Annotated in this window: 25 protein-coding genes; 24 read left to right on the forward strand and 1 reads right to left on the reverse strand. The window is 46.5% G+C overall.

All coding sequences use genetic code 11. The features are described 5' to 3' along the window. Positions 1-274: 274 nt before the first annotated feature. From C4S74_RS24025 to C4S74_RS24120, 19 genes are all read left to right on the forward strand, one after another. Entirely contained in the window at positions 275-1,780 is a 1,506-nt protein-coding gene (locus C4S74_RS24025; protein ID WP_103997860.1) for a TROVE domain-containing protein, read from the forward strand. Positions 1,781-2,080: 300 nt separating this feature from the next. Beyond that, complete coding sequence (locus tag C4S74_RS24030; RefSeq protein WP_103997861.1) at positions 2,081-5,008, forward strand: ATP-binding protein; 2,928 nt, start codon at positions 2,081-2,083, stop codon at positions 5,006-5,008. 218 nt (positions 5,009-5,226) lie between these two features. Beyond that, complete coding sequence (locus C4S74_RS24035) at positions 5,227-6,606, forward strand: amino acid permease (RefSeq protein ID WP_103997862.1); 1,380 nt, start codon at positions 5,227-5,229, stop codon at positions 6,604-6,606. 207 nt (positions 6,607-6,813) lie between these two features. Further along, on the forward strand, positions 6,814-7,476 hold the full coding sequence (locus C4S74_RS24040; protein ID WP_103997863.1) for a TetR family transcriptional regulator: 663 nt from the start codon (positions 6,814-6,816) through the stop codon (positions 7,474-7,476). Then, the gene (locus C4S74_RS24045) at positions 7,466-8,002 is read left to right on the forward strand and encodes a GNAT family N-acetyltransferase (RefSeq protein WP_103997864.1); all 537 of its coding nucleotides are present in this window, start codon (positions 7,466-7,468) and stop codon (positions 8,000-8,002) included. The genes C4S74_RS24040 and C4S74_RS24045 overlap by 11 nt, the downstream gene beginning before the upstream one ends. 101 nt (positions 8,003-8,103) lie before the next feature. Continuing rightward, positions 8,104-8,451, forward strand: coding sequence for a YxiJ family protein (locus tag C4S74_RS24050; protein ID WP_103997865.1), 348 nt, complete (start codon positions 8,104-8,106; stop codon positions 8,449-8,451). A gap of 13 nt (positions 8,452-8,464) precedes the next feature. Beyond that, positions 8,465-8,911 carry a hypothetical protein gene (locus tag C4S74_RS24055; protein ID WP_103997866.1) on the forward strand — a complete coding sequence of 149 codons (447 nt, stop codon included), beginning with the start codon at positions 8,465-8,467 and terminating at the stop codon, positions 8,909-8,911. 57 nt (positions 8,912-8,968) lie between these two features. After that, positions 8,969-9,334 (forward strand): DUF4180 domain-containing protein, encoded by a 366-nt coding sequence (locus C4S74_RS24060; protein WP_103997867.1) that lies wholly within the window; start codon positions 8,969-8,971, stop codon positions 9,332-9,334. Beyond that, on the forward strand, positions 9,331-9,861 hold the full coding sequence (locus tag C4S74_RS24065; protein WP_103997868.1) for a hypothetical protein: 531 nt from the start codon (positions 9,331-9,333) through the stop codon (positions 9,859-9,861). Before C4S74_RS24060 ends, C4S74_RS24065 begins: the two co-directional genes overlap by 4 nt. Positions 9,862-10,477: 616 nt before the next feature. Continuing rightward, positions 10,478-11,302: a MarR family winged helix-turn-helix transcriptional regulator gene (locus C4S74_RS24075; RefSeq protein ID WP_103997870.1), complete on the forward strand. Its 825-nt coding sequence runs from the start codon at positions 10,478-10,480 to the stop codon at positions 11,300-11,302. Positions 11,303-11,448: 146 nt separating this feature from the next. Then, entirely contained in the window at positions 11,449-12,897 is a 1,449-nt protein-coding gene (locus C4S74_RS24080) for an aryl-sulfate sulfotransferase (protein WP_103997871.1), read from the forward strand. A 351-nt stretch (positions 12,898-13,248) separates the two neighbouring features. Further along, the gene (locus C4S74_RS24085) at positions 13,249-14,214 is read left to right on the forward strand and encodes an ABC transporter substrate-binding protein (protein WP_103997891.1); all 966 of its coding nucleotides are present in this window, start codon (positions 13,249-13,251) and stop codon (positions 14,212-14,214) included. A 57-nt stretch (positions 14,215-14,271) separates the two neighbouring features. Continuing rightward, a complete protein-coding gene (locus C4S74_RS24090; RefSeq protein ID WP_103997872.1) occupies positions 14,272-15,054 on the forward strand; it encodes an ABC transporter ATP-binding protein in 783 nt (260 codons plus the stop codon). A 15-nt stretch (positions 15,055-15,069) separates the two neighbouring features. Continuing rightward, the gene (locus tag C4S74_RS24095) at positions 15,070-15,930 is read left to right on the forward strand and encodes an ABC transporter permease (protein WP_103997873.1); all 861 of its coding nucleotides are present in this window, start codon (positions 15,070-15,072) and stop codon (positions 15,928-15,930) included. A 439-nt stretch (positions 15,931-16,369) separates the two neighbouring features. After that, positions 16,370-17,071 (forward strand): hypothetical protein, encoded by a 702-nt coding sequence (locus tag C4S74_RS24100; RefSeq protein ID WP_103997874.1) that lies wholly within the window; start codon positions 16,370-16,372, stop codon positions 17,069-17,071. Positions 17,072-17,280: 209 nt separating this feature from the next. Continuing rightward, on the forward strand, positions 17,281-17,736 hold the full coding sequence (locus tag C4S74_RS24105; protein ID WP_146065527.1) for a hypothetical protein: 456 nt from the start codon (positions 17,281-17,283) through the stop codon (positions 17,734-17,736). Positions 17,737-17,885: 149 nt separating this feature from the next. Continuing rightward, positions 17,886-18,029 (forward strand): hypothetical protein, encoded by a 144-nt coding sequence (locus C4S74_RS26745; protein WP_181024534.1) that lies wholly within the window; start codon positions 17,886-17,888, stop codon positions 18,027-18,029. A gap of 533 nt (positions 18,030-18,562) precedes the next feature. After that, positions 18,563-19,627, forward strand: coding sequence for a ParA family protein (locus C4S74_RS24115; protein ID WP_103997876.1), 1,065 nt, complete (start codon positions 18,563-18,565; stop codon positions 19,625-19,627). Continuing rightward, a complete protein-coding gene (locus C4S74_RS24120) occupies positions 19,617-20,474 on the forward strand; it encodes an SIR2 family protein (protein ID WP_103997877.1) in 858 nt (285 codons plus the stop codon). Before C4S74_RS24115 ends, C4S74_RS24120 begins: the two co-directional genes overlap by 11 nt. Before the next feature lie 78 nt (positions 20,475-20,552). Here C4S74_RS24120 and C4S74_RS24125 read toward each other — a convergent pair whose 3' ends face one another. After that, positions 20,553-21,752, reverse strand: coding sequence for a site-specific DNA-methyltransferase (locus C4S74_RS24125; protein ID WP_103997878.1), 1,200 nt, complete (start codon positions 21,750-21,752; stop codon positions 20,553-20,555). A gap of 146 nt (positions 21,753-21,898) precedes the next feature. Between C4S74_RS24125 and C4S74_RS24130 the strand changes: the two genes are divergently transcribed. From C4S74_RS24130 to C4S74_RS24150, 5 genes are all read left to right on the forward strand, one after another. Beyond that, positions 21,899-22,138 carry a helix-turn-helix domain-containing protein gene (locus C4S74_RS24130; protein ID WP_103997879.1) on the forward strand — a complete coding sequence of 80 codons (240 nt, stop codon included), beginning with the start codon at positions 21,899-21,901 and terminating at the stop codon, positions 22,136-22,138. Beyond that, a complete protein-coding gene (locus tag C4S74_RS24135) occupies positions 22,119-22,718 on the forward strand; it encodes a restriction endonuclease (protein WP_103997880.1) in 600 nt (199 codons plus the stop codon). Before C4S74_RS24130 ends, C4S74_RS24135 begins: the two co-directional genes overlap by 20 nt. A gap of 134 nt (positions 22,719-22,852) precedes the next feature. After that, complete coding sequence (locus C4S74_RS24140; protein WP_103997881.1) at positions 22,853-23,122, forward strand: hypothetical protein; 270 nt, start codon at positions 22,853-22,855, stop codon at positions 23,120-23,122. A 184-nt stretch (positions 23,123-23,306) separates the two neighbouring features. After that, a complete protein-coding gene (locus tag C4S74_RS24145) occupies positions 23,307-23,990 on the forward strand; it encodes a nuclease-related domain-containing protein (protein ID WP_103997882.1) in 684 nt (227 codons plus the stop codon). Between the two features lie 65 nt (positions 23,991-24,055). Further along, complete coding sequence (locus C4S74_RS24150) at positions 24,056-25,027, forward strand: restriction endonuclease (RefSeq protein ID WP_181024531.1); 972 nt, start codon at positions 24,056-24,058, stop codon at positions 25,025-25,027. Positions 25,028-25,096 lie beyond the last annotated feature (69 nt).

A 25,096-nucleotide genomic window follows, 5' to 3' on the forward strand; every position in this document is an offset into this window, starting at 1 on the left:
CAAAAGATATGCGGAGCGAGGCGCCAGAAAGGGTTTCTTCGACTTACTAGGGTTAAGTATGACGGTGTCCGAAGGACGCTGCGAACCTTTTCAACTATTTTCCTCGCTTCGCTTCTACTCAAAAAATGAATATCCGGCGAGGCGCAGGGACGGGGTCCTTCGAGCTTATCGACAATAGCAATACCCCGGGCAGTACGGCAGGTTCGACTCCTGCAGCAGACCTGTTCCGCTTTTTCTTCGCCGGAGATCTTTCTAAAAAAGGAGTGTGTGAATCATGAGTATGGCAAAAAAGCTGTTCGGCGCTCTAAGACCGGACACCTACAATAAAGATGGCTACCCCGCTTATACGCGTTCTGCGGAGGAGCGGTACGTGCAGACGCTGATGACGAATACGATGGGGAACACGTATTATGCGGACCAGCAGGAGCTGGTCGGCGATGCGGCTCAGCTTCATCATGAGATGGCCGAAACCGATCCGAATTTCATGGCGCGGGCGATTGTGTTTGCCCGGAACGCGGGATTTATGCGGCTTCAGCCTTTGTTTGGGCTGGCGATCCTATCCATGTACCGCCCGGATTTGTTTGCGAAGATTTTCCGGCACGTGGTGCGGATTCCGTCGGACTTGGCTGATTTTCTGACCATTCTGAACGGGCTCGGTCGTGGAGAAGGCGGTCGCGCCGTCAAACGGCAGGTGAACCGGTTTTTGTCCGAGGTGTCCGAATACTGGGCGATGAAGTACAACGGACGCGGTCGCGGATACAGTCTGGGCGACGCCATTGCGACTGCGCATCCGAAGCCGAAGGATCTGCAGCAGCAGGCGTTGTTCCGCTATTTGCGCGGGATGGAGGCCAATCTGGCGCTGCTGCCGCAGGTCGAGGCGCTGGAGAAGCTTAAGCTGGCCGCAACTGAGGAAGAGCAGATCCGCTGGATCGAGCGCGGCAAGCTGCCTTACGAGACGGTGACGGGAGCGATCAAGCCGTCGAAGGCGGTCTGGGAGGCGCTGCTGTACCAGATGCCGACATTTGCGCTGCTCCGCCATTTGAATGCGATGCAGCGGGCGGGTGTGCTCCAAGATGCGCGGCATGTGGAGTATATCGTGCGGCGGTTGACCGATCCGCAGGCGCTTCGCAAAGCGAAGATCCTGCCGTTCCGGCTGGCGACGGCTTTCCGGCAGGTGGAGCATCCGGAGCTGAAGGATGCTTTGCGGGAAGCGGCGGAGCTTACGTTTGACAATCTGCCGGAGCTGGGCGATCAGACTGCTATTTTCCTCGATATCTCGGGCTCGATGAACGGGCAGTACCTGGAGACCGGTGCGGTTTTTGCCCTCGCGCTGTATAAAAAGACTCGCGGGAACTCCCTGTTCTGGCTGTTCGACACGGAAGTCATGGATGCGAAGCCTTCCCGCAAAGACAGCATTTTGACCCAGGCTGCGCAGATTCATGCACGGGGCGGCACGGATACGGGAGCGCCCGTCCGCAAGCTTACCCGGGAACGGAAGAAGGTAGACCAGATCGTGATGATCACGGATGAGCAGCAGAACAGCGGCAGCCCGTTTTACGAGGAGCTGAAGCGTTACCGTTCCAAGGTGAACCGCGACGTGAAGGCATTCATCATCGACATTGCGCCTTACCGCCATGCGATGGTGCCCGCTCTGGACCCGCATACCTACTACATTTACGGCTGGAGCGACACGGTGCTGTCCTACATCGCCCAGACCGTGCAGGGCTATTCGGGCTTGACCGAACAGGTGGCGGCGCTCGATTTGGAAAGCTTCAACTGAGCCGTTATTGGAAAAAGGGGCGGGGCAGCCTGGGGTTGTTTATCAAACTTGCACCTAATAGAACAGGGAGGCGCAGGTAGACGCAGGTAGACGCAGGTAGACGAAATATTGCCGGAGGACGATGAAAAATTTCGGGCCGGAAGCAGACTGAGGTGGGGCAACCGGCGGATTGGCGCTGCTTTCGTACATTAAATGTTCGATAATAAATTGAAAAAACAAGAAATAAATGTATGATTATAAATTAGAGGGCACTCGTCTGCCTTCTTTTTTCTATGACAAATGAAAGACTGGGAGAAAGATATGAAGGGCAAAAACGAACAAATCACACGGTATTTCAGAAGCGTGATCGCGGCACATACACATTCGGGAATTAATTTTAAGGATGATTCCTTTTTTATTCTAAATCCCAATGAGTTGATGAAGGGACAAATCGATACAAATATTAGCTCAAAAATCTTTTTAGAAATCGAAAAAAAATCAGTTGCCCGAGAGAAAAACAGGACTCCACTTCTTAAACAAAATGTTTTGATTTGCGCCAAAGCTGCGAAGACCGATTATGAAGCATTCGTAAAGACTCAGGATGAAGTTGAAGAACTTACGGGCCTCTTTTTTATTCCAGCTGTTCTTGATCGGAAAGGCACGCTTACATATGATAGCAGCGACAAAAAACTTCCTTGGTTCCCAAGGGAGTATTTACAGCCCATGGTAGAACCTAAATTGTCCGTAGGTCTGGCGGAAGACGTGGACCAATTTATAAGCGGCCACGTGGATCAAATTGAACAAATGAAGACTTGGGACGAATATGCCGATTTTTTTCGGACATTTTTTGAATCGGTAACCAAAGCCGACTTTGAACGAAATGAGATTCCGAGTGCTGAAGCCGGAGACAGTCCGATTGAATTGGAACGGAACGTTTATCTGTTTATTGATAACACGGTGCATTCTACATTCCACATCATGAATTTGTACAATCATTTGCTTAAAGCAGAACAACCTCTAAGACTATATGAACGGTTTATTTCCACTAAGGCTGCCGACCTTGAACCGCTAATCGATAACAGCTTGACGACTATGCAACAGCATGCAGGACAAATGGGGGGAGGGTATCCTCTATCCCCTTCGCAAAGAGAAGCCATCAACCATTATAATCAGATGAAAGACGGAGAAGTTATGGCAGTAAATGGGCCGCCGGGTACGGGGAAAACAACGTTGCTGCAGTCCGTTGTCGCCGATTTGTATGTCAAAAGAGCATTAATGAAGGATAAAGCGCCGTTTGTTGTCGCAACCTCTACAAATAACCAGGCTGTTACCAATATCATCGCTTCGTTCGGGAATATTACTAAAATTGGCATCGCGAACCTTGAGGAAAGATGGATTGAAGGAGTCAATAGTTTTGCCGCTTATTTTCCCTCCACGCAGAAGGTAAATGAGGCTAGAAATAATGGCTACCAATATACGAATGTTAGAGGAGAGGATTTTGTAGCAAATGTAGAAACAAATGAAAATTTGGAAAAATCCAGGCTTAAGCTGCTGCAGAATTGTAACACCTATTTCGGAACGGAATATGAGGAGTTAAGTGATTGTCAGTCTAGGCTGCATGAAGAGTTATGGTTTTTAGAAGACAGAAAAAAGGCCCTGCTGAAACTGTGCGGCGACGCTGACCGCTTCAAGCATAACGAAAGAGGAATAGATGTCTGTTTTAGTTTACTTGAGGAAGAAATCGAACAGCTTCAAAAGGCTGCGGAAAATATTGCAGGGAGATTAAGAGAATGGGAGGCTTGTTATAAAAAAATTCCCTTTTTCTTAAGATGGTGGCCAAAACGAGTTCAAAAACAGTTCAAAGCATTTATGAATGATGATGAAATTACCTTTTTAAAGGATACTAGGAGTCTTCATGTAATAAATGAAGCGTACAATGTTCGTTTGGCTGATTATAATCGAAGACTTACCGCGCTTACTGAAGAACGTGCTAGTCTGATGAAATGGATGCAGCAATATGACGGTGAGTTGCAGTTGTTAGAAGAGCATGGTGTGATAATGCATAGTGACAGGAAAGAACGTTATCATATTGCGAACGGTAAAATAAACGAACTAGTGGATACCAAAATCCGTTATATGGAGTTTTGGTTAGCTGTCCATTATTTTGAGTGCAGGTGGGCCGGCGGAGAAGATGCGTTAACCGAGAAACAGAAGGGCAAGACATATAAGAACGTGTTGGAGAAATTCTACAAGAGACTGGCGATGATTACTCCGTGTCTGGTTATGACGTTTTTTATGCTTCCCAAACAGTTCTTGGCATACGGTGACCAGAAACAATTTCTTTACAATTACATTGATTTGCTTATTGTGGACGAAGCAGGCCAAGTTTCTCCGGAAATTGCGGCGGGAGCGTTCTCTCTGGCTAAAAAAGCACTCATAGTGGGTGATGTTTATCAAATTGAGCCTGTATGGGGTATAGAACGTGCGTTGGATAAAGCCCTTGCGCTTTCTAGCGGGGCTATCCAGGAACTTGATAAATATGATCAATTGGAACTTTACGGATTAAACGGATACGGCTCGAGTGTAATGAAAGTTGCCGCAAACAGTTGCAAATATCAAAAATACGAACAGCGGGGGTTGTTCTTGTCCGAACATCGTCGTTGTTATGATGAAATCATAGAATTTTGTAACAAGCTGGTCTACAAAGGCAATCTTGAGCCTAAGAGGGGCGAGGGAAAGGGACATGCGAAGCGTGCTCTAAGCATGTGGCCTCAGATGGGATACCGACAGATTGACTCAGAGAATTCGAGTAAGCAGGGAACGAGCAGATACAACCGCAGGGAAGCCTCCGAGATAGCGGATTGGTTAAACAATCATTATGAACGGATTCAGTCTGCCTATCCAAAAGAAGCGGAGAGAAATTTGATTGGAGTGATCACTCCTTTTAAGGCTCAGGTCGGCTGCATCCAGGCGGAGATCAAAAAGCGTGCTCCACATTTGCAGGCTAAGATCAGTGTCGGTACGGTTCATACATTTCAAGGGGCTGAACGGAATGTAATTCTTTTGTCCACCGTGTACGGCAAACAAGAAGGTTGTTTCTTTCTGGATGCAAACAAGAGTTTGATGAACGTGGCGGTGTCCCGTGCCAAAGATCACTTTTTTGTTTTTGGAGAAACTCAATGCTTGAAAGAAACGCTTGGCAGCGCCAGTGGATTGCTCAAGTCAAGCATAATAAAGAATCGTATATAACATCATTAGATTCCAGGAAATGCCTGCTTACCCCCAGTTGTATTTGCCAAAATTCTGTCATACAATTTTTTGTAACGTGAAAGGGGCTTCACGCAGAAAAAGCAGCGCTGCCGCTTCATCCGGATTGATCACACCAAGTTGGGGGGAAGGGTGTTACGAACTGGAGCACGGAAAGCATGAAAAGCAGATAACCAACACAAACGAAGGGGAGCGTTCTTTTGGAAGCCAAACAATTAACCAGGGGACTGAAGCCGCGGCATATTGAGCTGATTGCGCTCGGGGGCACGATCGGCGTCGGGCTGTTTATGGGATCGGCCAGCACGATCAAATGGGCCGGCCCTTCCGTGCTGCTGGCTTATCTTTTGGCCGGGATTATTATGTTTTTTGTTATGCGGATCATGGGGGAGATGCTGCTGCTCGAACCGGTGACGGGCTCGTTCGCCACGTTTGCCCACCGGTATATCGGCCCGCTCGCCGGTTATGTGACCGCCTGGAGCTACTGGTTCTTGTGGGTGACGGTCGGTATGGCGGAGGTTACGGCGATCGGGATTTACGTGGGCTACTGGTTCCCGGACATTCCCCAGTGGATCCCGGCCTTGATAGGCGTGGGAATCATTGCGGCAGCCAACCTGGCGGCAGTGAAGCTTTACGGGGAATTTGAGTTCTGGTTCGCGATGATCAAGGTCGTCGCCATCGTGTTCATGCTCGTGATCGGAACGGCCATGATTTTCTTCGGGTTCGGGAACGGAGGGCAGCCTATCGGTCTGTCGCATCTGTACAGTCATGGCGGATTTTTTGCCGGGGGGCTGAAGGGGTTCTTGTTTGCGCTCTGTATTGTAACCGCTGCCTACCAAGGGATCGAAATGGTTGGAATTACGGCGGGCGAAGCTGAAAATCCGAAGCATACGCTGCGCAAAGCGATTAAAAATATCATTTGGCGCATTCTGATCTTTTATGTAGGCGCTATTTTCGTGATCGTGACGATATATCCATGGAACCAGGTCGGTGAAATCGGCAGTCCGTTCGTCATGACTTTTGCCAAAGTAGGCATTGTCGCCGCAGCGGGCATTATCAATTTCGTCGTTCTAACAGCAGCGATGTCGGGCTGTAACAGCGGAATTTACAGTGCGGGCAGAATGCTGTATACACTGGCGCAAAACGGGCAGGCCCCCAAATTCTTCGGGAAAATATCCAAAAGCGGCGTCCCGAGAAACAGCATTATCACGACCATCTCCTTGCTGCTGATCGGCGTGCTTTTCAATTACTTGGCGCCGGATTCGAAACTGTTCCTGTACATTTACAGCGCCAGCGTTCTTCCGGGGATGATCCCCTGGTTTGCGCTTGCCTTCAGTCAGTTTAAATTCCGGAAAAAGTGGAAGCACGAGATGGCGGATCATCCGTTCAAATCCCGCTTTTTCCCGGTCAGCAACTATATTACCATCGTGTTCTTATTCCTTGTCATCATCGGCATGTGGTTTAATCCGGATACCCGGGTGTCCCTGATCGTCGGAGCCGTGTTCATTGCGGTCGTCATCGTGGGGTATTATGTTTTTGGTATCGGGAAGCGGCAGATCGCGGGAGAAAATGAGGAAGCGTAATCGGCTAGAAAGCCGGGCGAATTCGGGCGAAAGCTCGGGTTTGGCCCGGTTTTTTTGATAAGGCTTGACGGGACTATAACAAACAAAGCACGCTTCCATTCTGGTTGCGTGCTGTTTAATTTTGGAATAATTATTGAAAAACGACATGAATGTCGTTTATAATCGAGCTAGCATCCTACACCTTGCATTTGAACGGAGTTAAAAAAGATGTCTCCCAAAGTGAACGAGGAATACAAAAAGCAAAAGAAAATCGCTTTGCTGCAATCGGCCAAACAGGTATTCATTCGCAAAGGATATAACGGAGCGACCATGCAGGACATCATGGAAGAGGCTGGCGTGTCGAGGGGAGCCTTATATGCCTATTTCGATAACATTGAGCATGTTTATCTGGAACTGCTGCGGTATGAGGACCGGAAGCACGAAGATTATTTTCGGAGTGACGACACAGAGAACTGTTGGCAGCAGATAAAAAATTGGCTTTACAAGCAGCAGACCGAAATCGGGAGCATGGAGGAGAATTTAGTGCTGGCAAACTCGCAGTTTTTCTCATCGGCTCAATACCGGGACAACAAAGACGCCTATCCTTACATCGCGGCACGCTATGAAGGGACCCTGGAAGTGCTGACCGGATTTTTTGAAAAAGGGGCAGCGCTGGGCGAATTTGCACCGCGTCTTCCGGCCGAAACCATTGCCCGGTATCTGATTTCATTCATGGATGGGTTAATCATGGATACGGCCCATATGGGCCCTGAGAAAACAAAGGTGAAAGAGCAGCTGGATGCTCTGCTTTTTACAATGGAAGCTATGCTCGGTCCGGTTGAAAACAAGACGGGGACAACGGAAAAGGAGAACAAAGAGGATGTTATTTGAATCTTCGAGAGTAGCTTTCCGAAAAATGACGGAAGAAGACGCGGCCGTTTACCACACCTGGCGAAACGACATGGAAGTGATGAGAACGACCAATCCTTCCCTGGATTTGGTTACGTTTGCGGATACCCGGCAGTTTGTGGAGCAGGTGATTTTGGGATCGGATACGTCCAAAAGCTATATGATCCTGGATAAGCCGTCTGGGCGGCCCATCGGAATTACCTCTTTGATTCAGCTTGATTTTAAAAACCGCAGCGCAGAGTGCATCCTCGACATCGGTGAGAAAGAATTTTGGGGCAAAGGCTACGGAACCGAATCGTTACGACTGCTGCTTGATTACGCTTTTCTTGAATTGAATCTGCACCGGGTATCCTTGCGGGTGTTTGCTTTTAACGATAAAGCCGTTGCTTTGTACGAGAAAATCGGGTTCAAACGGGAGGGATTCTCCCGGCAGGCGGTATTCAGGGAAGGAAACTGGCACGACATTTTACATATGGGGATACTTCAAGAAGAGTATAGGCCAGGCTGACGGAATAAGGGGTCGGAGGGTTGCTAGCTCTGCTGAAGTAACGGGTCCGATATGAATAAAGGTGATCGATCATAAAAAGAGAAAAAATCATTGAACACTTGATGCTTTTGTATACGACGGATTTATCCAGACCTATTCCCTATAAAGATCTTGAGCTGATCAAGCAAGACTTTGCGCTTGAACTTTCCTTACTTTCTGAGGAAGCTTGTTTAAATGCCGACTTCAACGATTATTGCATGGCTGTCGCAGGAACTATTAGCTGTGTCATAAACGGCAGCGAAGAAAACATTCCACTACGACAAATGCAGTTAATGAAAATGCATTTTTTTGAAAGATTCCCCTCTTATAATTTTATAGAAAATAAGGTCTCTGACTATCCAGCCTTTCAGAAAGAACTTAATAGTTTTGAAGAAGCAAGAGTGCTGGTGCTGCAGTATTTTATTAGGTGAGCGGTGAAGGAACTTGAAAGCATGGGAAAAGTCCTCTACGGATTCATATTTCGATGACATAGATTTTCATGATGCGTTAGTGGAGCGGATTGAGGTAAAAGAATGGGAGATTATCGTTGAACTTGAATCGGTAAACATTTTGCCGGGGCATCCGCTCAATCCCTATGATGTTGCTAAAAACACGGACAGATGCAGGTTAATTTTCCGGCAGGTCATTTCAAATGAAGCTGTCATCTACTCCCCGGAGGAGAACATTCCGCAGCCAATTCAGTGCTCAGACTTTAAAAGCTTAGAGATTCTTAAATTCGAACGTTTCCAGTCGGGTGAATCTCAGCTCTTCAAGATTTTTGGAGCTGACGATCAATTTTGCGAGTGGGAAGTGAGGGCGGAAGGTTTTGTCCTTCAGTGGAACGAGTTTAGGGAAGATGCCTGGTTTGTAGGATGGACAAAAGATAAATAGAAATAGCGTCAAGCGGTGGGCATGAACCATCCAAACAAACAGGGAGGAATATTTGAAATGAACATTACCGTCGACCAGCGGGAGAATTCGAAAATCGCCATCGTTACAAGCGAGGACGTGGTCATTAGCAGCGTAAACGACGCGCTGGACTTAATGGCCGACATTCGTTACAACCACGAATGCGATAAAGTGCTTCTCAGAAAGGAACAGCTTACGGAGGATTTTTTTGAGCTGAAAACGAAACTGGCCGGAGACATTTTGCAGAAATATATCAACTACCAGTTAAAGATCGCCATCGTCGGGGATTTCAGCGGGTACAACAGCAAGAGCCTGAACGATTTTATTTACGAGTGCAATCAGGGGAACAACGTGTTTTTCAAAGGGACCGAGGCGGATGCGTTGGATGCGCTGCATGGGGCATGATCGATTTTCTGAAAACAAAAAATAGTAAGGCTTACAGCGAGATTGTGGAGATAGCGGAGCGTCCGGATATGCTTTTCTCCAATGATCCGCTTCAGATGGAAGCGGAAGCCCTTTACAACATGCGCACCATTCAGCGGCTGAACAAAATCATTAAGAATAACAAATTGTCCCTGGGTGAGCTGGAAGATATATTCGCTTTTGTAGAGTCGGCGTGGGCCGCTTACTTGGTGAAATTTTATCGAGAAAAAACATTTATCTTTTACCTGTGGGGAGATTACCAAATCCCTGCGCTCCGATTTTCCGTCATCTCCTATGAGGAGGGGCGGGGGCTGCCTTTCGCATGCAAGGTGAATCAGGTCAGTGATCGGAAAGAAGTTTTGCAGGCCTACCGGGAGAAAGCTTGCTTCGACGGCATACAAATTTTGCAGCATGAAGAAGACTCAGTCACGGTTAATGAAACGATTAATAAAAGGGAAGAAGACGCTGCGTATACGGTCAAGGTGTACTCCACAATTATCAAGTGTTAAGGTGACTTTATGAAAAAAGAATACGAAAAAAACTGCATAAGCGATTTTTAGGGGAGTTTGTTTATCAAATTAGCACATCCGCGCACTGGAGGCAGCAGCTTATGGGAGAAACAAGGACGAGAATGCTCGTAAATAATAACGCGTTGAAACTTCCCTGTGAGTTGAGCAGCCTAATTAGACGGTATGATTTAAACTATTATGTTTCAGCCGTTCCGTACTCCAAAACAATCGGTTGGGAAGATTGGGGAGAAGATTTCATTTATTTTAAATTCGAAGCATCCGAATTTCCTGCTGTTCAGTCCTACTCGGTTAATAACCGGGGAACATAAACGTACTTTGAAAAGAGTCCGCTCATGCGGGTTCTTTTTTTGCGGGCTAAAGAGAAAATTTAAAACCTACTTGACAGGTATGATTAATTGGTTTAATCTTACTTCAAGATCACTAGATGAACCCCGATCAAATGAATAATCATTAAACAAGCATTCATTATTTTAAAACTAAACTAATGAGGACAGCCGATTGGACCGCCAAAGGCTCCTGTAATCTTTTACGTGGCATACGTAGGGGATAACGGGGGCTTTTGTGTTTTTCCGGGCCTCCTGACGAAAGGAATGGCATGCACGAAAAAGACTGGGCGTTATACGAAGAGGCCGACTGGCTCTTCCGCAGGCTGGTACGCAAATTTGTGAAGGAACGCGACAAAATTTCCGTCGAAGGCATCACGCTGCCGGGCATGCTCATCCTTAACTCTATTAACAGAGAGGGAGAGCAGCGGATGGGCGAGCTGGCGGAGCAGCTGGATTTCACCTCCGGTGCGGTAACGGCGCTGTGCGACAAGCTGGAGGCGGGGGGCTATGCGGTCCGCATAAGAAGCGAGTCCGACCGCAGGTCCGTCGCGCTGGACATTACTGACAAGGGCCGGGAACTGCTCCGGCGGAACAGCGGGCTCAGCGGGCATATGATCGACATCTTGTTCGGCGGGTTTACGCCGGAGGAGCTGGAGCATCAGATTGCTTTTTCCCGGAGGCTGCTGGAGCGGCTGGAAGGTTTTTCCGAAGCGGTGGCAGCGTATCCCAGAGAAGATGCGGGAGGTGCGGATGAAGCGGAAGCGGACGATCCGGCCACTGGAGTTCCGTCATCCTTGGCGGCCGCAGAGGCGGATACTTCGCAGGTTTTATTGCTGCAAACATCTGCACAGCAGACAGCGTTAGCTGTCTCGGCAGGCTCGCCGGTCAAGTCAGCGAGGGGAGCGGCGACCGGTCCTGAATTGGAATCGCCCCGATTGAACGCCAAGCCGGAACGGGCAAACGACTCCGCTAGTCCAACACCGGATGTGTTCTCGGAATTGCTGCCGGAATCGTCATCTCGATCCTCAGCAGATCAGCCGCCTGCTCCTAAACCTAAAACGGCAGCCCGCAAGAAAAATTTCATTTCTTATTAATCCGGCTTGCCGAAGTTTTTGAGACAAGAGGAGTATGCTTTTCATCATCAACATGCATGTACAAGTCAGATTCAATTAATAAGCTGTAGCTTGCGAGGCAAATTCTTTTTTTACAAACCATCCAAAAGAGAGAGGACGTTACACATATGGGACATCCCACGATTTATCCGACAGGAACGACGGTTTACAAACCGGGCAAAAGCTGGAGCGGCTACACGCTGTATCAGGCGGCGGACACGGGAGTGCTGCTGATCGACATGAACGGGCGGGAGGTTCATTTGTGGAAAGGCCTGCGGGGGTTCCCGAACAAGCTGCTCCCGGGCGGGTACGTGTTCGGCAGTACGGCGGAGCGCGATCCGAAGTATGGGTTTCAAGATGAAGTGAATCTGGTGCAGGTCGACTGGGACGGCAATATCGTGTGGAAGTTTGACCGCTACCAGCACATCGAGGATCCCGGGCATGAACCACAGTGGATGGCGCGCCAGCATCACGACTACCAGCGCGAAGGCAATCCGGTCGGGTATTACGTGCCGGGGCAGGAGCCGAAAGTCCACTCCGGGAACACAATCGTGCTCGCACATAAGAACGTGAATCGTCCCGAAATTTCGGATAAAGAACTGCTGGACGATACGATCCTCGAAGTCGACTGGGAAGGGAATGTCATCTGGGAGTGGACAACGAGCGATCATTTCGAGGAGCTGGGCTTCGATGAGGATGCCCGGAAGGCGCTGTACAACGACCCTAATACCCGTTTCTTCGGGGCTAACGCCGGCGACTGGATGCACATCAACTCCGCTTCGGTCCTCGGGCCGAACAAGCACTACGATGCGGGGGACGAAAGATTCCACCCGGACAACATCATCTGGGACGCGCGGGAGACGAACATTATTGCCATTACGGACAAAAAGACCGGTAAAATCGTCTGGAAGCTCGGCCCTAACTATAATACCGAAGAGACGAAACACATCGGCTGGATTATCGGCCAGCACCATGCCCATCTCATTCCGCAGGGATTGCCGGGCGCGGGCAACATCCTGATCTTCGACAACGGCGGCTGGGGCGGCTACGGCGCACCGAATCCGGAATCTCCCGACGGCATCAAAAACGCCCGTCGCGATCACTCCCGCATCCTGGAGATCAACCCGGTCACGCTCGAAATAGAGTGGCAGTACACGCCTACGGAAGCGGGCTTCCAGGCTCCGCTCGATTCGTACCGGTTTTACAGCCCGTACATCAGCTCCGCCCAGCGTCTGCCGAACGGCAACACGCTGATTACCGAAGGCGCGGACGGCCGGATTTTTGAAGTAACGAGCGAGCATGAGCTGGTGTGGGAATACATATCTCCTTACAAAAACAAGCGCAACTCCAACATGGTCTACCGCGCCTACCGCGTGCCTTACGAGTGGGTGCCGCAGCTGGAACTGCCGGAGGAAGTCGAAATCGCACCGATCGACGTAGCGGACTTCCGTCTGCCGGGGGCGGCTGCCCGCGGAGCGGTCACGACGGTGGAAGTGAAAGGAACCGTCTCCTATGGCGAGGGCGCGCTGTGCGTGGCACGGACGGACGAAGGACAGCCGGAACCGGAGAAGGGATAGGTGAGGACGATGAGAGAAGCTGAGGAAAAAGGTAAAGAGGCTGCGGGCCATGATGCTCCCCAATCGGCACAATCCTTAGGAATCGCCGCTGCGCCAAGTCAGGCAACCGCAGGAGACAATGATGCCGACCACGATGCCCGGGGGAAGAGTACGCGGGAAGCCTCCCGCGGACAAGGCGAGGAGAGCAGTGTCAATGATGCGGCTGCAGATGATGGCGACCTAAAAGTCCGCCGCGGACTTGCCAACGAGCCTAGCCATACAGCAGGCTACCCGGCCCCGGCAGTTAGCCAACGCCAAGCCCGTCCCCACCGCTACGCCCGCACTCTGCTCGCGCTAGTGCTCACCGCCGCGATGCTGGCCGTACTGGCCGGCTGCGGCAAAGCGGCCGCCGACCCGAAACAAGGCGGCGCGGCCAAGCTGAAGCTGAAAATCGCGGACATTTCCACCAACTCGATTTTCCGCGTCGCCAAAAGCAAAGGCATCTTCGACAAGCACGGCATCGACGCCGAGCTCGTCTCGTTCGCCACACCGGCCGAGGGCGTCAACTCCCTGTTTATTAAACAGGTGGATGTCGCGTTCGGCGCGGATTTTCCTCTGCTGAACGCCGTGAGCAAAGGCGATTACGCCATTTTCGCCTCGTCGGGTACGGCAACGGATCTGAGCGCCAGCGAGTGGAAGCTGTTCGTCCGCAAGGACATCAAGAGCGCGGCCGATCTCAAGGGCAAGAAGCTGAGCTTTTCCCGCGGCACTTTTGTCCCTTACCTGTGGGATGTGTATCTGGGTCAGAACGGCGTCAAATTGTCCGAGGTGAAGCTGATCGGCCAAGGCGGTTTTGATGAAGCATACGTCGCGCTGAAAAAAGGCGAGATCGACGGCGCGTGGGTATACGGCGCGGTGCTCAACGAAAAATTCGGCGCTCTGGCTGAAGCTCACGAGCTGACGGACATGTCCAAAACGCCCGTGCGCCTCGGCAACGGCCTCATCGCCCCCACCGAGCTGCTCAAAGCGAACAAAGCCGGCTTCGTCAACTTCCTGAAAGCGATCGACGAGGCTTCCGCTTACGCACAGGCGCACCAGGAGGAAACCGCGGACATCATGTACAAGGAAGTCAAGCAGCCGAAAGAGGCGACCCTCAAGGACCTGCCCAAAAACCCATGGAAAATCGGGTTCACGGATAAAGCGTACAACGGCTACAAGGAGCAGAAAAAATACATGGTCGATAACGCCATCATCGAAAAGGATTTCGACCTCAAAAGCAAGCTGTACCTGGACATTTTGCGGGAAGCCTTCCCGGACAGGGTCATTGAAGTGAAGTAGTACGAATATCGGAAAAACGGCAGCATACCGCGCCAAAACTGAACAGGGGGATGAAGTATGAGCACTGAGGCAGCGCCGAAACGCAACGAAATCCACATCGAACGCCTGGACAAAAGCTACATGCAGCCTTCCGCGGGCGAGCTGCACTACATCATTCAGGACGTGAATCTGGCGGTCCGGGGCGGCGAGTTTTTCGTCCTGCTGGGGCCGAGCGGCTGCGGCAAATCGACGCTGCTCAGTCTCATCGCGGGTTTCGTCTCCAAGACGTCCGGCCAGGTGCGCGTCGGTGACCGCGAGGTCGACCGGCCCGGCCAGGACCGCGCCGTCGTCTTCCAGCAGGCTGATTCGTCCCTGTTCCCCTGGCTCACGGTCAGGGAGAATGTGGAGTTCGGCCTGCGCATGAAGCGTGTCCCTGCGGCCGAGCGCCGCAATATTTCCGACCAATACATCGAACTGGTCGGTCTCAAGGGACACGAGAGCAAGTTCCCGCGCGAGCTGTCCGGCGGCATGAAACAGCGCGTGCAGCTCGCGCGCGTGCTGTCGAACGATCCGGCCATCCTGCTCATGGATGAGCCGTTCGGAGCGCTCGACGCGATGACGCGCCGTACCATGCAGAAGGAGCTTCAGCGGATTTGGCAGGAAACCGACAAAACCGTCATTTTTGTCACCCACGATATCCAGGAAGCACTGCTGCTCGGCGGCCGCATCGGCATCATGTCCGCCGGCCCGTCGTCCAACATCTCGCACATCTACGACGTGCCCCTCGCATATCCGCGGGATCTGGGGTCGCCGGAGTTTTACGAGCTGTACAACCGCATCCAGGCGCATTTCGACGAATAGGGAGGAGAAGCCGATATGAACACGAACGCCATTACGGCAAAAAAACCGATCACGACCAAGCCGCCCATAGCGGCTGCTTCCGCCCGGAAACCGCTTATCCGCAAGCCTTGGTTCAAAAAAACGCTGCTCACCCTAGTCTTCTGGATCGCGGGACTGCTTCTGTGGCACGGGCTGTCGCTCGTCTACGGACCGGAAATCCTGCCCGGCCCGATCCTGACCGTCCAGGGCGGCTATGAGCTGCTCGCCGACGGCACCTTGCTGCAGTACATCGGCATCAGCTCGTACCGCGTCCTGCTCGGCTGGACCCTCGGCAGCCTGATCGCCATCCCGGTCGGCCTCGTCATCGGTAAAGTCGATGCCATCCGCGCTTTCGCGGAGCCGTTTCTGAACTTCATCCGCTTCATTCCGCCGATCGCGTTTATCACGCTGTTCCTCGTCTGGTTCGGTATCGGAGAGACGTCGAAAGTCGTGCTCATCCTGTACGCCACTTTCTTCATCGTCGTGCTGAACACCTTGACCGGCGTGCTCGCCGTGGAGGAGGACAAAATCCGCTCCGCCCGCAGCATGGGCGCCTCCGAGTGGCAAATCGTCCTACATGTCATCATCCCGTCTACCGTGCCATACATGTTCACGGGCATCCGCCTCGCCATGGGCACCTCCTTCATGGCCATCATCGGCGCCGAAATGATCGCCTCCAACGAAGGCGTCGGCTATCTCATCTGGAACTCGCGGTTGTTTTTCCGTACGGACTGGATTTTCGTGGGGCTGATCTGCCTGGGACTGATGGGTTTCATCACGGATCGCGCCGTGGCGCTGCTGGGGCGTAAGCTTTTGTCGCGGTATGGGGTTGTGGGGACAGTGGGGGGACGGCGGTAGGTTTGTTAAATGCCGCTTCAATGTCCAAGTTTCTATGATCTATATGAACGCAATTAACAATGGTATAGGGTAATGTTGAAGCGTAAGAAAGTCAATTAAAGAAACGAGTCGATTTTAATACAGAAATCCCTCTAAAGGAGGGATTTTTTATTGCCCTACACACAGTTATAGCATGGAAAGTCATCATATACTGATGATATATATGTTCCCTTCCTTACGATAAGCAACTACGGGTTGCTTTCATTAACGTTGAAAAACCTCCCTCCTCCCTCATATATAGTGCATTATTTATTAAAGACTAAACTGATACCCTTATAAGGCCGAGTTGTTAATTAGAAAAAACTTACAAAATGTAAATTATTAGGAAGGTAATCATGCAATGAATATAGAATTAAACAATGGGTGCCTAGAATAAAAATATTGGAAGGATGTGAGACTGTTGAAGAAACCATTCTCTTTGCTTGCAGCCATGTTAGTAACGGCTACTTCTATCTCGGGTGTTGCATCTGCAGAGACATCTACTAATCAGACTTCTGCCGATCAAACACAGCCTGCATTTATTAAGAATGTAACAGAATCAAACGAGTTGAAGCAGTTTATTGGTCAAAATAATGTGGTAGGTTGGGAAGTCACGAAACTGAGCCCAGAAGAATTTTATAAAAGATATGCTGAGATAACCGGGACCAGTGTTGAACAAGCAAAAAATATCCACACGTCGAAACAAGGAGTGTCTCCTTTAAATTTAAATCAAACTTACGACGCACAGTATGTAGCGGTTATAGATTTAGGAGGCGGAGTAAGGGTAAAAGCTGGCGTTCTCGTTCAAATTCAGGAAGTCCAATTTGGCGGATCGCTAGGAAGAATATTCCTTAAAGTATACGATAATACAGGGTATGTAGCACCGTATTCCGGCTCGTTCACGGTTGTTAAAAACTTTGTTCAAGGGACTTTGCAATCGTCGTCCAAACTTCAAGTATCCTATAGCGGATATGCGGAAACTGCTGTAGTCAACGGAACTTCCAATCAATTAAATTTATCCGCAGGCGAGTTAGTTAATTTGGGTTGGAGTGCATCTACAAGCACACAAACAACAACCTACTACAGAAAGCACTTTGACGGAACCGGGTATGTATCTCCATAACAGTTAAAAACTCCATCCGACCCTTCAACACTTTTAAGCTAAGTCCTAGGGCACCCATTGAATTCTAAGTAAAAACCCACTGTTAGGCGAACAGCCTTAATGCAGTGGGTTTTTGTCGTTACCCAAGATTACAAGCAGGACCTATAAAAGTTAGAACTACATGTTACACAGGCCGTCAAATACAATTGGTATATCAGCGAGGTCGGCAGATGGACTTCAAACCAACATATAAAGGCGGCGGCGGAATGAAAATCCTTAAATACCTCTTTCTATCCTTGAATAGTCTGTTGTCTTTTTACGCAGGTCTATGGGCTTATGAAAAGGTTCTATGGTTAGTTTGGGAGCAAACCATTAGCGAAGGGGACTTACGAGCCGTTCAGTATTGGGCGGGAATCGCGTATCTCATCATCTTGGTTCCCTCTTATTTCTTGATATGTTCTTATGTTGCATCCAAAATAAAATCCGGAATTATGCGGCTGCTGCTTTATCCTATCGGGTGCGCACTCGTGTTTGCTTTACCCACCTTGTTTATATTTGCTGCTTTTGGTGGCGGAAATCTTTTTTCGGCGGAGGCGTTTCTGTTTTATGTGTTTTTTATTTCTTCCGGCGTAGTATTTGGCTTGGGGTATGCTTTGAGCATGTTTTTGTCGTTAGGTAAGTTTTGAAAAGTAATTCGTAGGTGCACTCCCTTTAATGGCAAAAGGGGGTGCTTTTTTGTTTTTAACTTAATGAAGAGAATGAAAATATCGTTTACAATGGAATTATTAACCACCCTTAGCGTTGCATGATTAACTTGGGTCAAGGAGAGTTTAGAATGTCTATGAAATTAATGCTATCGGGGATTTTCGTATTTCTTTTGACCGATTTTATGGGAAATACAATGGGGATCAAGCTTTATCTGCTGGAACTTATTCTTCCTCTGTTAGGGATTGTTTTGTTTGTTTTGGGCTCTTTGTGAAAAGTGGTCGTGATTCGAGGTAAATTGTATAGCTTGATTAATCATAAAGATCGAGAGGATTAATGGCTAAGCTACGCCTAAAGAAGGGCCGAGTAAGGCAGGAGGTAGAAAATGGTTAAGAACCTGTTACCAGCCTATGGGGTTTTAACCGAATGCCGTTTGATAATTGAATCAAGTTCCTCAAAGAATCCTTATGATTGACCATATCTACAGTTTGAACGGGTATCCGTTATAGTAAAGGAATATAAGGAGTACCACAAACGAGGTGCTTTTTATTGGCGTTCCCCTTACTCTAGGCCAATCTGCATTAGAGCATCTGTCACGGTGATCCCAAGACTGTTCCCAAAACTTCGTAACTTATCTTACCATATCGTTTACCTTAACCATTTTGTGGCGATTTCAATTCACTTGTATTTCACAAAATAAGAGGCAGTATATCAAATATGTAATAAAATAAATACATATGTTGACAAAGAAAAAGCTCGTTGATATGTTGAGTGTAATTAACTTCGTAAATTTCGGTTGGTTTCTGATTGAAATATTCTATGAAAGCAGGGCGGATTTTGAAAATAATAACTTATTTTAATAATAAAGGAGGAGTAGGTAAAACTACTCTGGCTGTAAATGTGGCATCATTTATGGCAACTCATTTTGGAAAAAAAGTATTGTTTCTAGATGCTGATCCTCAAGCAAATTCTACACAAATGATGGTGCCAGATCAATTTTGGTTGGATTATTATGGTGAAAGGGCGTCTAAATCAACAATCATGAACTTTTTATCTCCGATAATCGAAGGAGATTCGGGTCTTAACTTTATTGATGAATTATACATGGGTACCGCTAATCGGTACAATGTAGATTTAATACCAGGACATCCAGGATTATCTGTTATAGAAGATATCTTTAGTGATGCATGGAATAAAAGTTTAGGCGGGGATATCGGAGGCTTTAGAAGAACTAACTGGTTAAGACAAATGAAGCAACATTATGCTTCTACTTATGATTACATGTTTATAGATGTTGGTCCTTCACTAGGTGCATTAAATAGAAGTATTTTATTAAATACAGATTTTGTTGTTACACCTATGGGATCAGATATTTTTAGTTTGATAGGTGTATCGAATATCTCTACGTGGATAAAAGAGTGGATGCATTCATACCGTCGGGCCGTCCATGTTCTTTACGATAGACATGGGTCTCAATCAGCAGAGAAGTATCTTTTTAACTTAGATATCGATAAAACTACAAAATTAATAGGATTTTCTATTCAACAATATGTTACGAGAACATTTGCAGATGGACGAAGACCTATTGCAGCTTATGAATCTATAATTATACAAGTTCCCGAGGCAATTGAAAAACACCTTAATTATTTGATTTATAATAATCTTACAATTGAGGAGCTTAATCTGGGTGATGTTCCCTATTTATATAGTTTGGTACCCTTAGCTCAAGCTAGTAAGTCACCTATGTATAGTTTAGTTAGAGGCGATGGAGTAGTAGGAGGCCAAACTAGCTCTGTTAAGAAGTATAAAGAAATTCTTGATTCTATAACGAGAAAGCTTTTGAAGAATATGGGAGATTTAAATGCAGATTAATTGGCCAGTAAATCTCGTTGAAGAGATAGCGTATAGACGATGTGTGCTTTTTTTAGGGGCAGGAATATCTGCTACGTCAAAAAATGATCTTGGAGAGTCACCAAAGAAATGGGGAGAATTTATTCAAGATGCAGTTACTTTATTGCATAGCCCTACAGAAGACAAACTAAAATTTATAAAAAAAATGATTGAACAAGGGAATTATTTGCTGGCTCTTCAATCTATATATGATTCTTGTGATCCTGGTAACTATGCTAATTATTTAAGGCAAGTTTATAGTAGACCAAATTATAAAGCATCTCAAGTACATGAACTTATAAAATCTATTGATTCAAAAATTGTTATTACTACAAATTTTGATAAAATTTACGAGAATTTATGCAATGAACATGGTTATACTACTGCTATGTATCGTGATATAGAGAGAATTTCAACAAATATGAAATCTACTGAAAATCTAATTATTAAGGCTCACGGATCTATTGATGATGTAGATAGTCTGGTTTTTACACAAAAGCAATATTATAAAGCAAGAAAAGATTATCCACAATTCTATCAGATATTAAATGCATTATTTATAACTAAAACAATTGTATTCTTAGGATACAGTTTGAATGATCCAGATATAAACCTTGTATTGGAAACAGTTGGGAATGCAAGTTCATCGAGTAGCCCCCATTATGTAGTAGTAAAACAAGGAGTAGATGAGGAAATAAAGAAATATTGGAGAGAATGTTACAATATTTATCCGCTAGAATATGGACCTACTTACCAAGATTTAGATGAAAATATATTAAGACTTCATGAAAAGGTTAGGGAGTATAGAGAAATTAAGCGTCTTCCGTAATATAAACAGCCATTTCAAGATATGAAATGGCTGTTTATATTTTACAAAGCATAGAATAAACCTGGTTAGAGATTACTATTATTTGTTGGCCTTATTTTTCGAACGTTTTTTAACTAAAGTTTCGGGCAACCATTGGCCATTTTTAGTTCTTAACTTTCTCATTTCTTCAGTAAACAATTTATTTTTATTGTTTTGTACATTATTAATATATTCTTTTTGAAATTCTAACGAATCAAATCTATTTTTAATATTCTCAACATCACCAATTTCTACACCAATCCATTTTCTTTTTAAAATCTCTGAGACTACATAAGTTGTTCCACTACCTCCAAAAGGATCGAACACTACATCGTTTTCATTTGTAGATAAGCTTATAATTCTCTCTAGAAGCTTCATTGAAAGTTCATTACTGTCTCTTGTTTTGTATTTACTATGTCTAACTGGTGGTATATCAAACCATACATCTGTGAGGTTAATACCGCTAGGATTCAATTGATCTTTATAGCCTCCGTAATCTCTGATATCTCCACCACAATGCCTACAAATTTCTAAAGGCAATCTTTGCTCATTAAAGGTATATCCTTTTTCTCCTTTTGTATAATAAAGCAAACCATAATGCGACGGATAAAGACGATTTTTAATAGGAAGCCTGTACTTAATATCAACTGCTATCCAGTGTTTAAAATTTAAATGCTTATTTAGTATTGAAGATATATGTGTGTTCCATTTGGGAAGATTCCATATAAAAAAAGATCCACCTTCTTTTAATAAATCTATACATTTAAGAACCCATGTTTCTGTCCACTTGATGTATTCCTCTTCTTCAATTTTATCATTCATTCCAGATTCATATTTTTTATCCAGATTAAATGGTGGGTCGGCAAATATTAAATCAACTGAGTTTTTTTCTAATTTATCCATTAAAGAGATACAGTCACCTTGGTACATGTTCCCGTATTCAGTTTTAAATATATGTTTATGTCTCAGTGCTATAGGTGCTGTATTATAATCGGGGCTAATAAAATCGACAATTGTTTTAGCGTTTTTTGATAAAATATCCAGTAATTCTTTGTCGAAATACCCCAATTTAATTTTCAATTCCAGTTCTGAAATATCTAAGGTTTTAATAATACAATCCCTATCTGTAACATCGGGATAGAGATTGTATTTGGGATAGTATTTTAATTTTTTTGTGGTTATATTAGATATTTTCGAGAAATATTTTAGCTCCGCATCATTAGTTATACTTAAGGCGGAGAAGAAAGAATTAGAATACATAAAACCCTCCAAAGCTTGATGACTATAGTACACAAATTAAATAGTATCACAAGAATAGAATTATGTTAAGTCGACAATTGCAGACTATAGTCTGTAGACGATACTGAGCACAGGAACAAGAATTAGGGAGGAGAGGGGGGGACTTCTTGAATCTCGAAGAGGCATTTGGATTAACTTTAAAAAAGTATCGAAATATGGGTTGTCTTTCTCAAGAAGAGCTTGCGCATCAAAGTAACCTTGATCGTACATACATTAGCTTGCTAGAAAGAGGCCTTAGAAGACCAACACTTACTACAATTTTCATTATTGCTAAATGTCTAAAAAAAAGACCGAGTGAATTGATTCAAGAAGTTGAAAATCAATTAAATGAACATTACACGAATTAAGAGACTCATCAATAAGGGAAACTTTTCAGAAGGTAAAGATTATCAACGAATCAAACAAAATATAGAGCAAGCAACAGTGAGTATTCAAAATCCACCTGGAAGCGGTAAATTTATTCTTCACGATAAAATAAAAGGTAACGGTGTTGTACCAATTAAAGATGCATTCATTACAACGTTAAATGAATTAGGTTGGGAAGATGAGAGAATAATTAGTAATATAGATATTAGAAAGAGGAAATTTGATAGTGCAATTAAACTAAGTAATGGTAAATATTTTGCGGTTGAGTGGGAAACTGGAAATATTTCCTCAAGTCATCGTGCCTTAAATCGTATTTCTTTAGGAATATTGGATGGTTTGCTTGATGGAGGTTTATTGATATTACCGTCGAGAAAAATGTATAAATATTTAACTGATAGAATAGGAAATTATCAAGAATTAGAAGCTTACTTTAGGGTTTGGGAAGCAATAGAACCTAGCATAGAAAATGGATTAATAGAAGTTATAGAAATTGAACACGATGATGTTAGTTTTGATGTGCCACCGATTAAAAAAGGGACTGATGGAAGAGCTCTTAAATAATTGAACTGAAGCATCTGATCTGATTAATCAGGTGCTTTTTAAATTTATTTAATGGTTACTTAAATGCGTACCACCTCATTACTTAAATTCTGCTACCCTATCCTTAACCCATAAAGGATGGAGGTAATTTATTCATGACTCAATTGCGTAACAACTCCCTGATCCATCGTTTCGATAACCTTGCAGACGAGGTCGATGCCTCGAAGGCTCTCCAACCCATTACCGATCAACTTAATGCTTTAGAGATGGAACTATTACAATCACTACAACCCGATCAACAATCGCTTCTTCGGGAGTGGCAGGACAAGGGAATAGCTCTGGAGTACATGAAGAAAGAGTGGATTTACATCAAGGGCGTGCAGGACGGCATCAAGATTTTGTCCCAGCTTCATAGCGAAGTCTAGGTCATGTTTAACTCTTAGTCAACCAGGGGAAATCCACATTACCTACACAGCTCAAAGCCGCGTTCTCATTACCTTCTAGGTATCGAGACCTAGGCTTTTTTTGTTTTGTGCCCTCCAAGAAAGGAAATCCATGGAATTTTAGCGAATGATGTCTTATATCGTTTTATGAATGAGGAGAAGACGTATGTTTGCTAAACTACGGGCGCTTTTTGCCAAGCCAGCATCAGAACCACCCCAAAAGAAAGCTAAACAGGCACCCGCCGCAAGACGCCCCAAAGTGGAGGCCACCCGGATCGGGGAGCTGGGGGAGCACAAAATCAATATTCAATTGGATCAGCTTCCAAAGGAATGCCGTTACCTAAGTGATCTGCTGATTCCGAATCCAAAGTCAAGGTCAGGATATTCTCAAATTGATCATTTGGTCATTTCTCCCTATGGGCTTTTTGTCATTGAAACGAAGAATTACAACGGGGAAATCAAGGGTGCGCGCAAGGACCGATACTGGCGTGTAAGCAACCGGTTCAACATGTACAATCCGCTGATGCAGAACTACGGGCATATCAAAGCGGTGGAGCTGCAAATTCCAAGTTACAAGCGGGTGAAATTCATTTCGATGATTTCGTTTACGATGCGGTGCCGTTTTAGCATAGATCCGGAGCTGCGGAAAATTAAGTCCGATGAACTCATCGTGTATGATGTCGAGCTTTCGGAGTTTATCGGGCGCAAGATGGTTCGCATGCAGGCAGAAAATCCGGAACCATCGCTATCGGAAACGGATATTAGGGGGATTTACGAGCTAGTCGCGGCAGCGAATATTATAGACACTAGGATTAGAGCCGAGCATATCGCGAAAAGCAAAAAAGCGTAGCATTCGTTACATGCGAGAGGCTGCATTTTACTAAACGGGGGAAAACAAAGATGACCAAATAGTGGATGGTACGCGCGGGAGATAACAATGAGTTAATTCCGGAGTGGCAGGCGAATAAAATTGCTTCGATCGGCTGGCCGCAGTTAGGAGATCCGAGGAAGTTTGCATCTAGAGAAAAGTTTGTTGAACATAGTCATGAGGTCTATACGGATCATAAGCCGGGGACGCGGCTCTCATGGGCGGGGCAGGTTTGGAGATATTACAATGAGGTTGCTCTGAATGATCGGGTGATTACCTATTCCAGAGAAACTCGGGAGTACTTGCTCGGAACGGTGACCAAGGCGCCAGAATACAGGACGGATATCAATGCTTTGTATCCCAATGTGATTTCCGTGGCTTGGGAATCCAAACGAATTTCCCGCGATTTATTTTCGCAAAGAGCCAAGTACTCTTTAGGCAGCACATTGACGGTTTTCCGGATAGACGATTGGCAGGAGGAGATTCTGGCTTTATTTCACCAAACGCCAGCTGCACCTGTGAATGTCACCGTTCGAGATGAAGAAGCGGCAGAGTTTAACACGGAGGAGTTTGAGGGACGGGCCAAGTCGCTCATTGAAGATCGGGTGGACAAGCTCGACCCGTGGGAGATGCAGGAGCTGGTCGCGGGGCTGCTTCAAGCGATGGGCTACCAGACGAAGGTGAGCCCGAAAGGTCCCGATGGGGGAGTGGATGTGCTGGCTCACCGGGATGCGTTCGGGTTCGAGAAGCCGATCATCAAGGTGCAGGTCAAGCATAGACGTGCCACCAGCGGCGGGCCCGAGGTGCAGCAGCTCGTAGGAGCAAGTCCTCACGGAGCGAGCTGTTTGTTCGTGTCCACAGGCGGATTTACGGCGGCAGCCAGGACCGCGGCACAGCATAACGGCGTCAAACTGCTGGATTTGGCAGGCATCGTCGAGCTGATTAACGAGTGGTATGACAAGATGCCGCCGGAGAAGCAGGCGTTGATTCCTTTGAAAAGAATTTACGTGCCTTCGTAAGGTGTAACCCACAGATGAGACCAGGCACTTTTTTGACTAGTGACACTAAGTAGACAATTGACGCGCCTC

Source organism: Paenibacillus sp. UNC499MF (assembly GCF_900107975.1).
Lineage (GTDB): Bacteria > Bacillota > Bacilli > Paenibacillales > NBRC-103111 > Paenibacillus_F.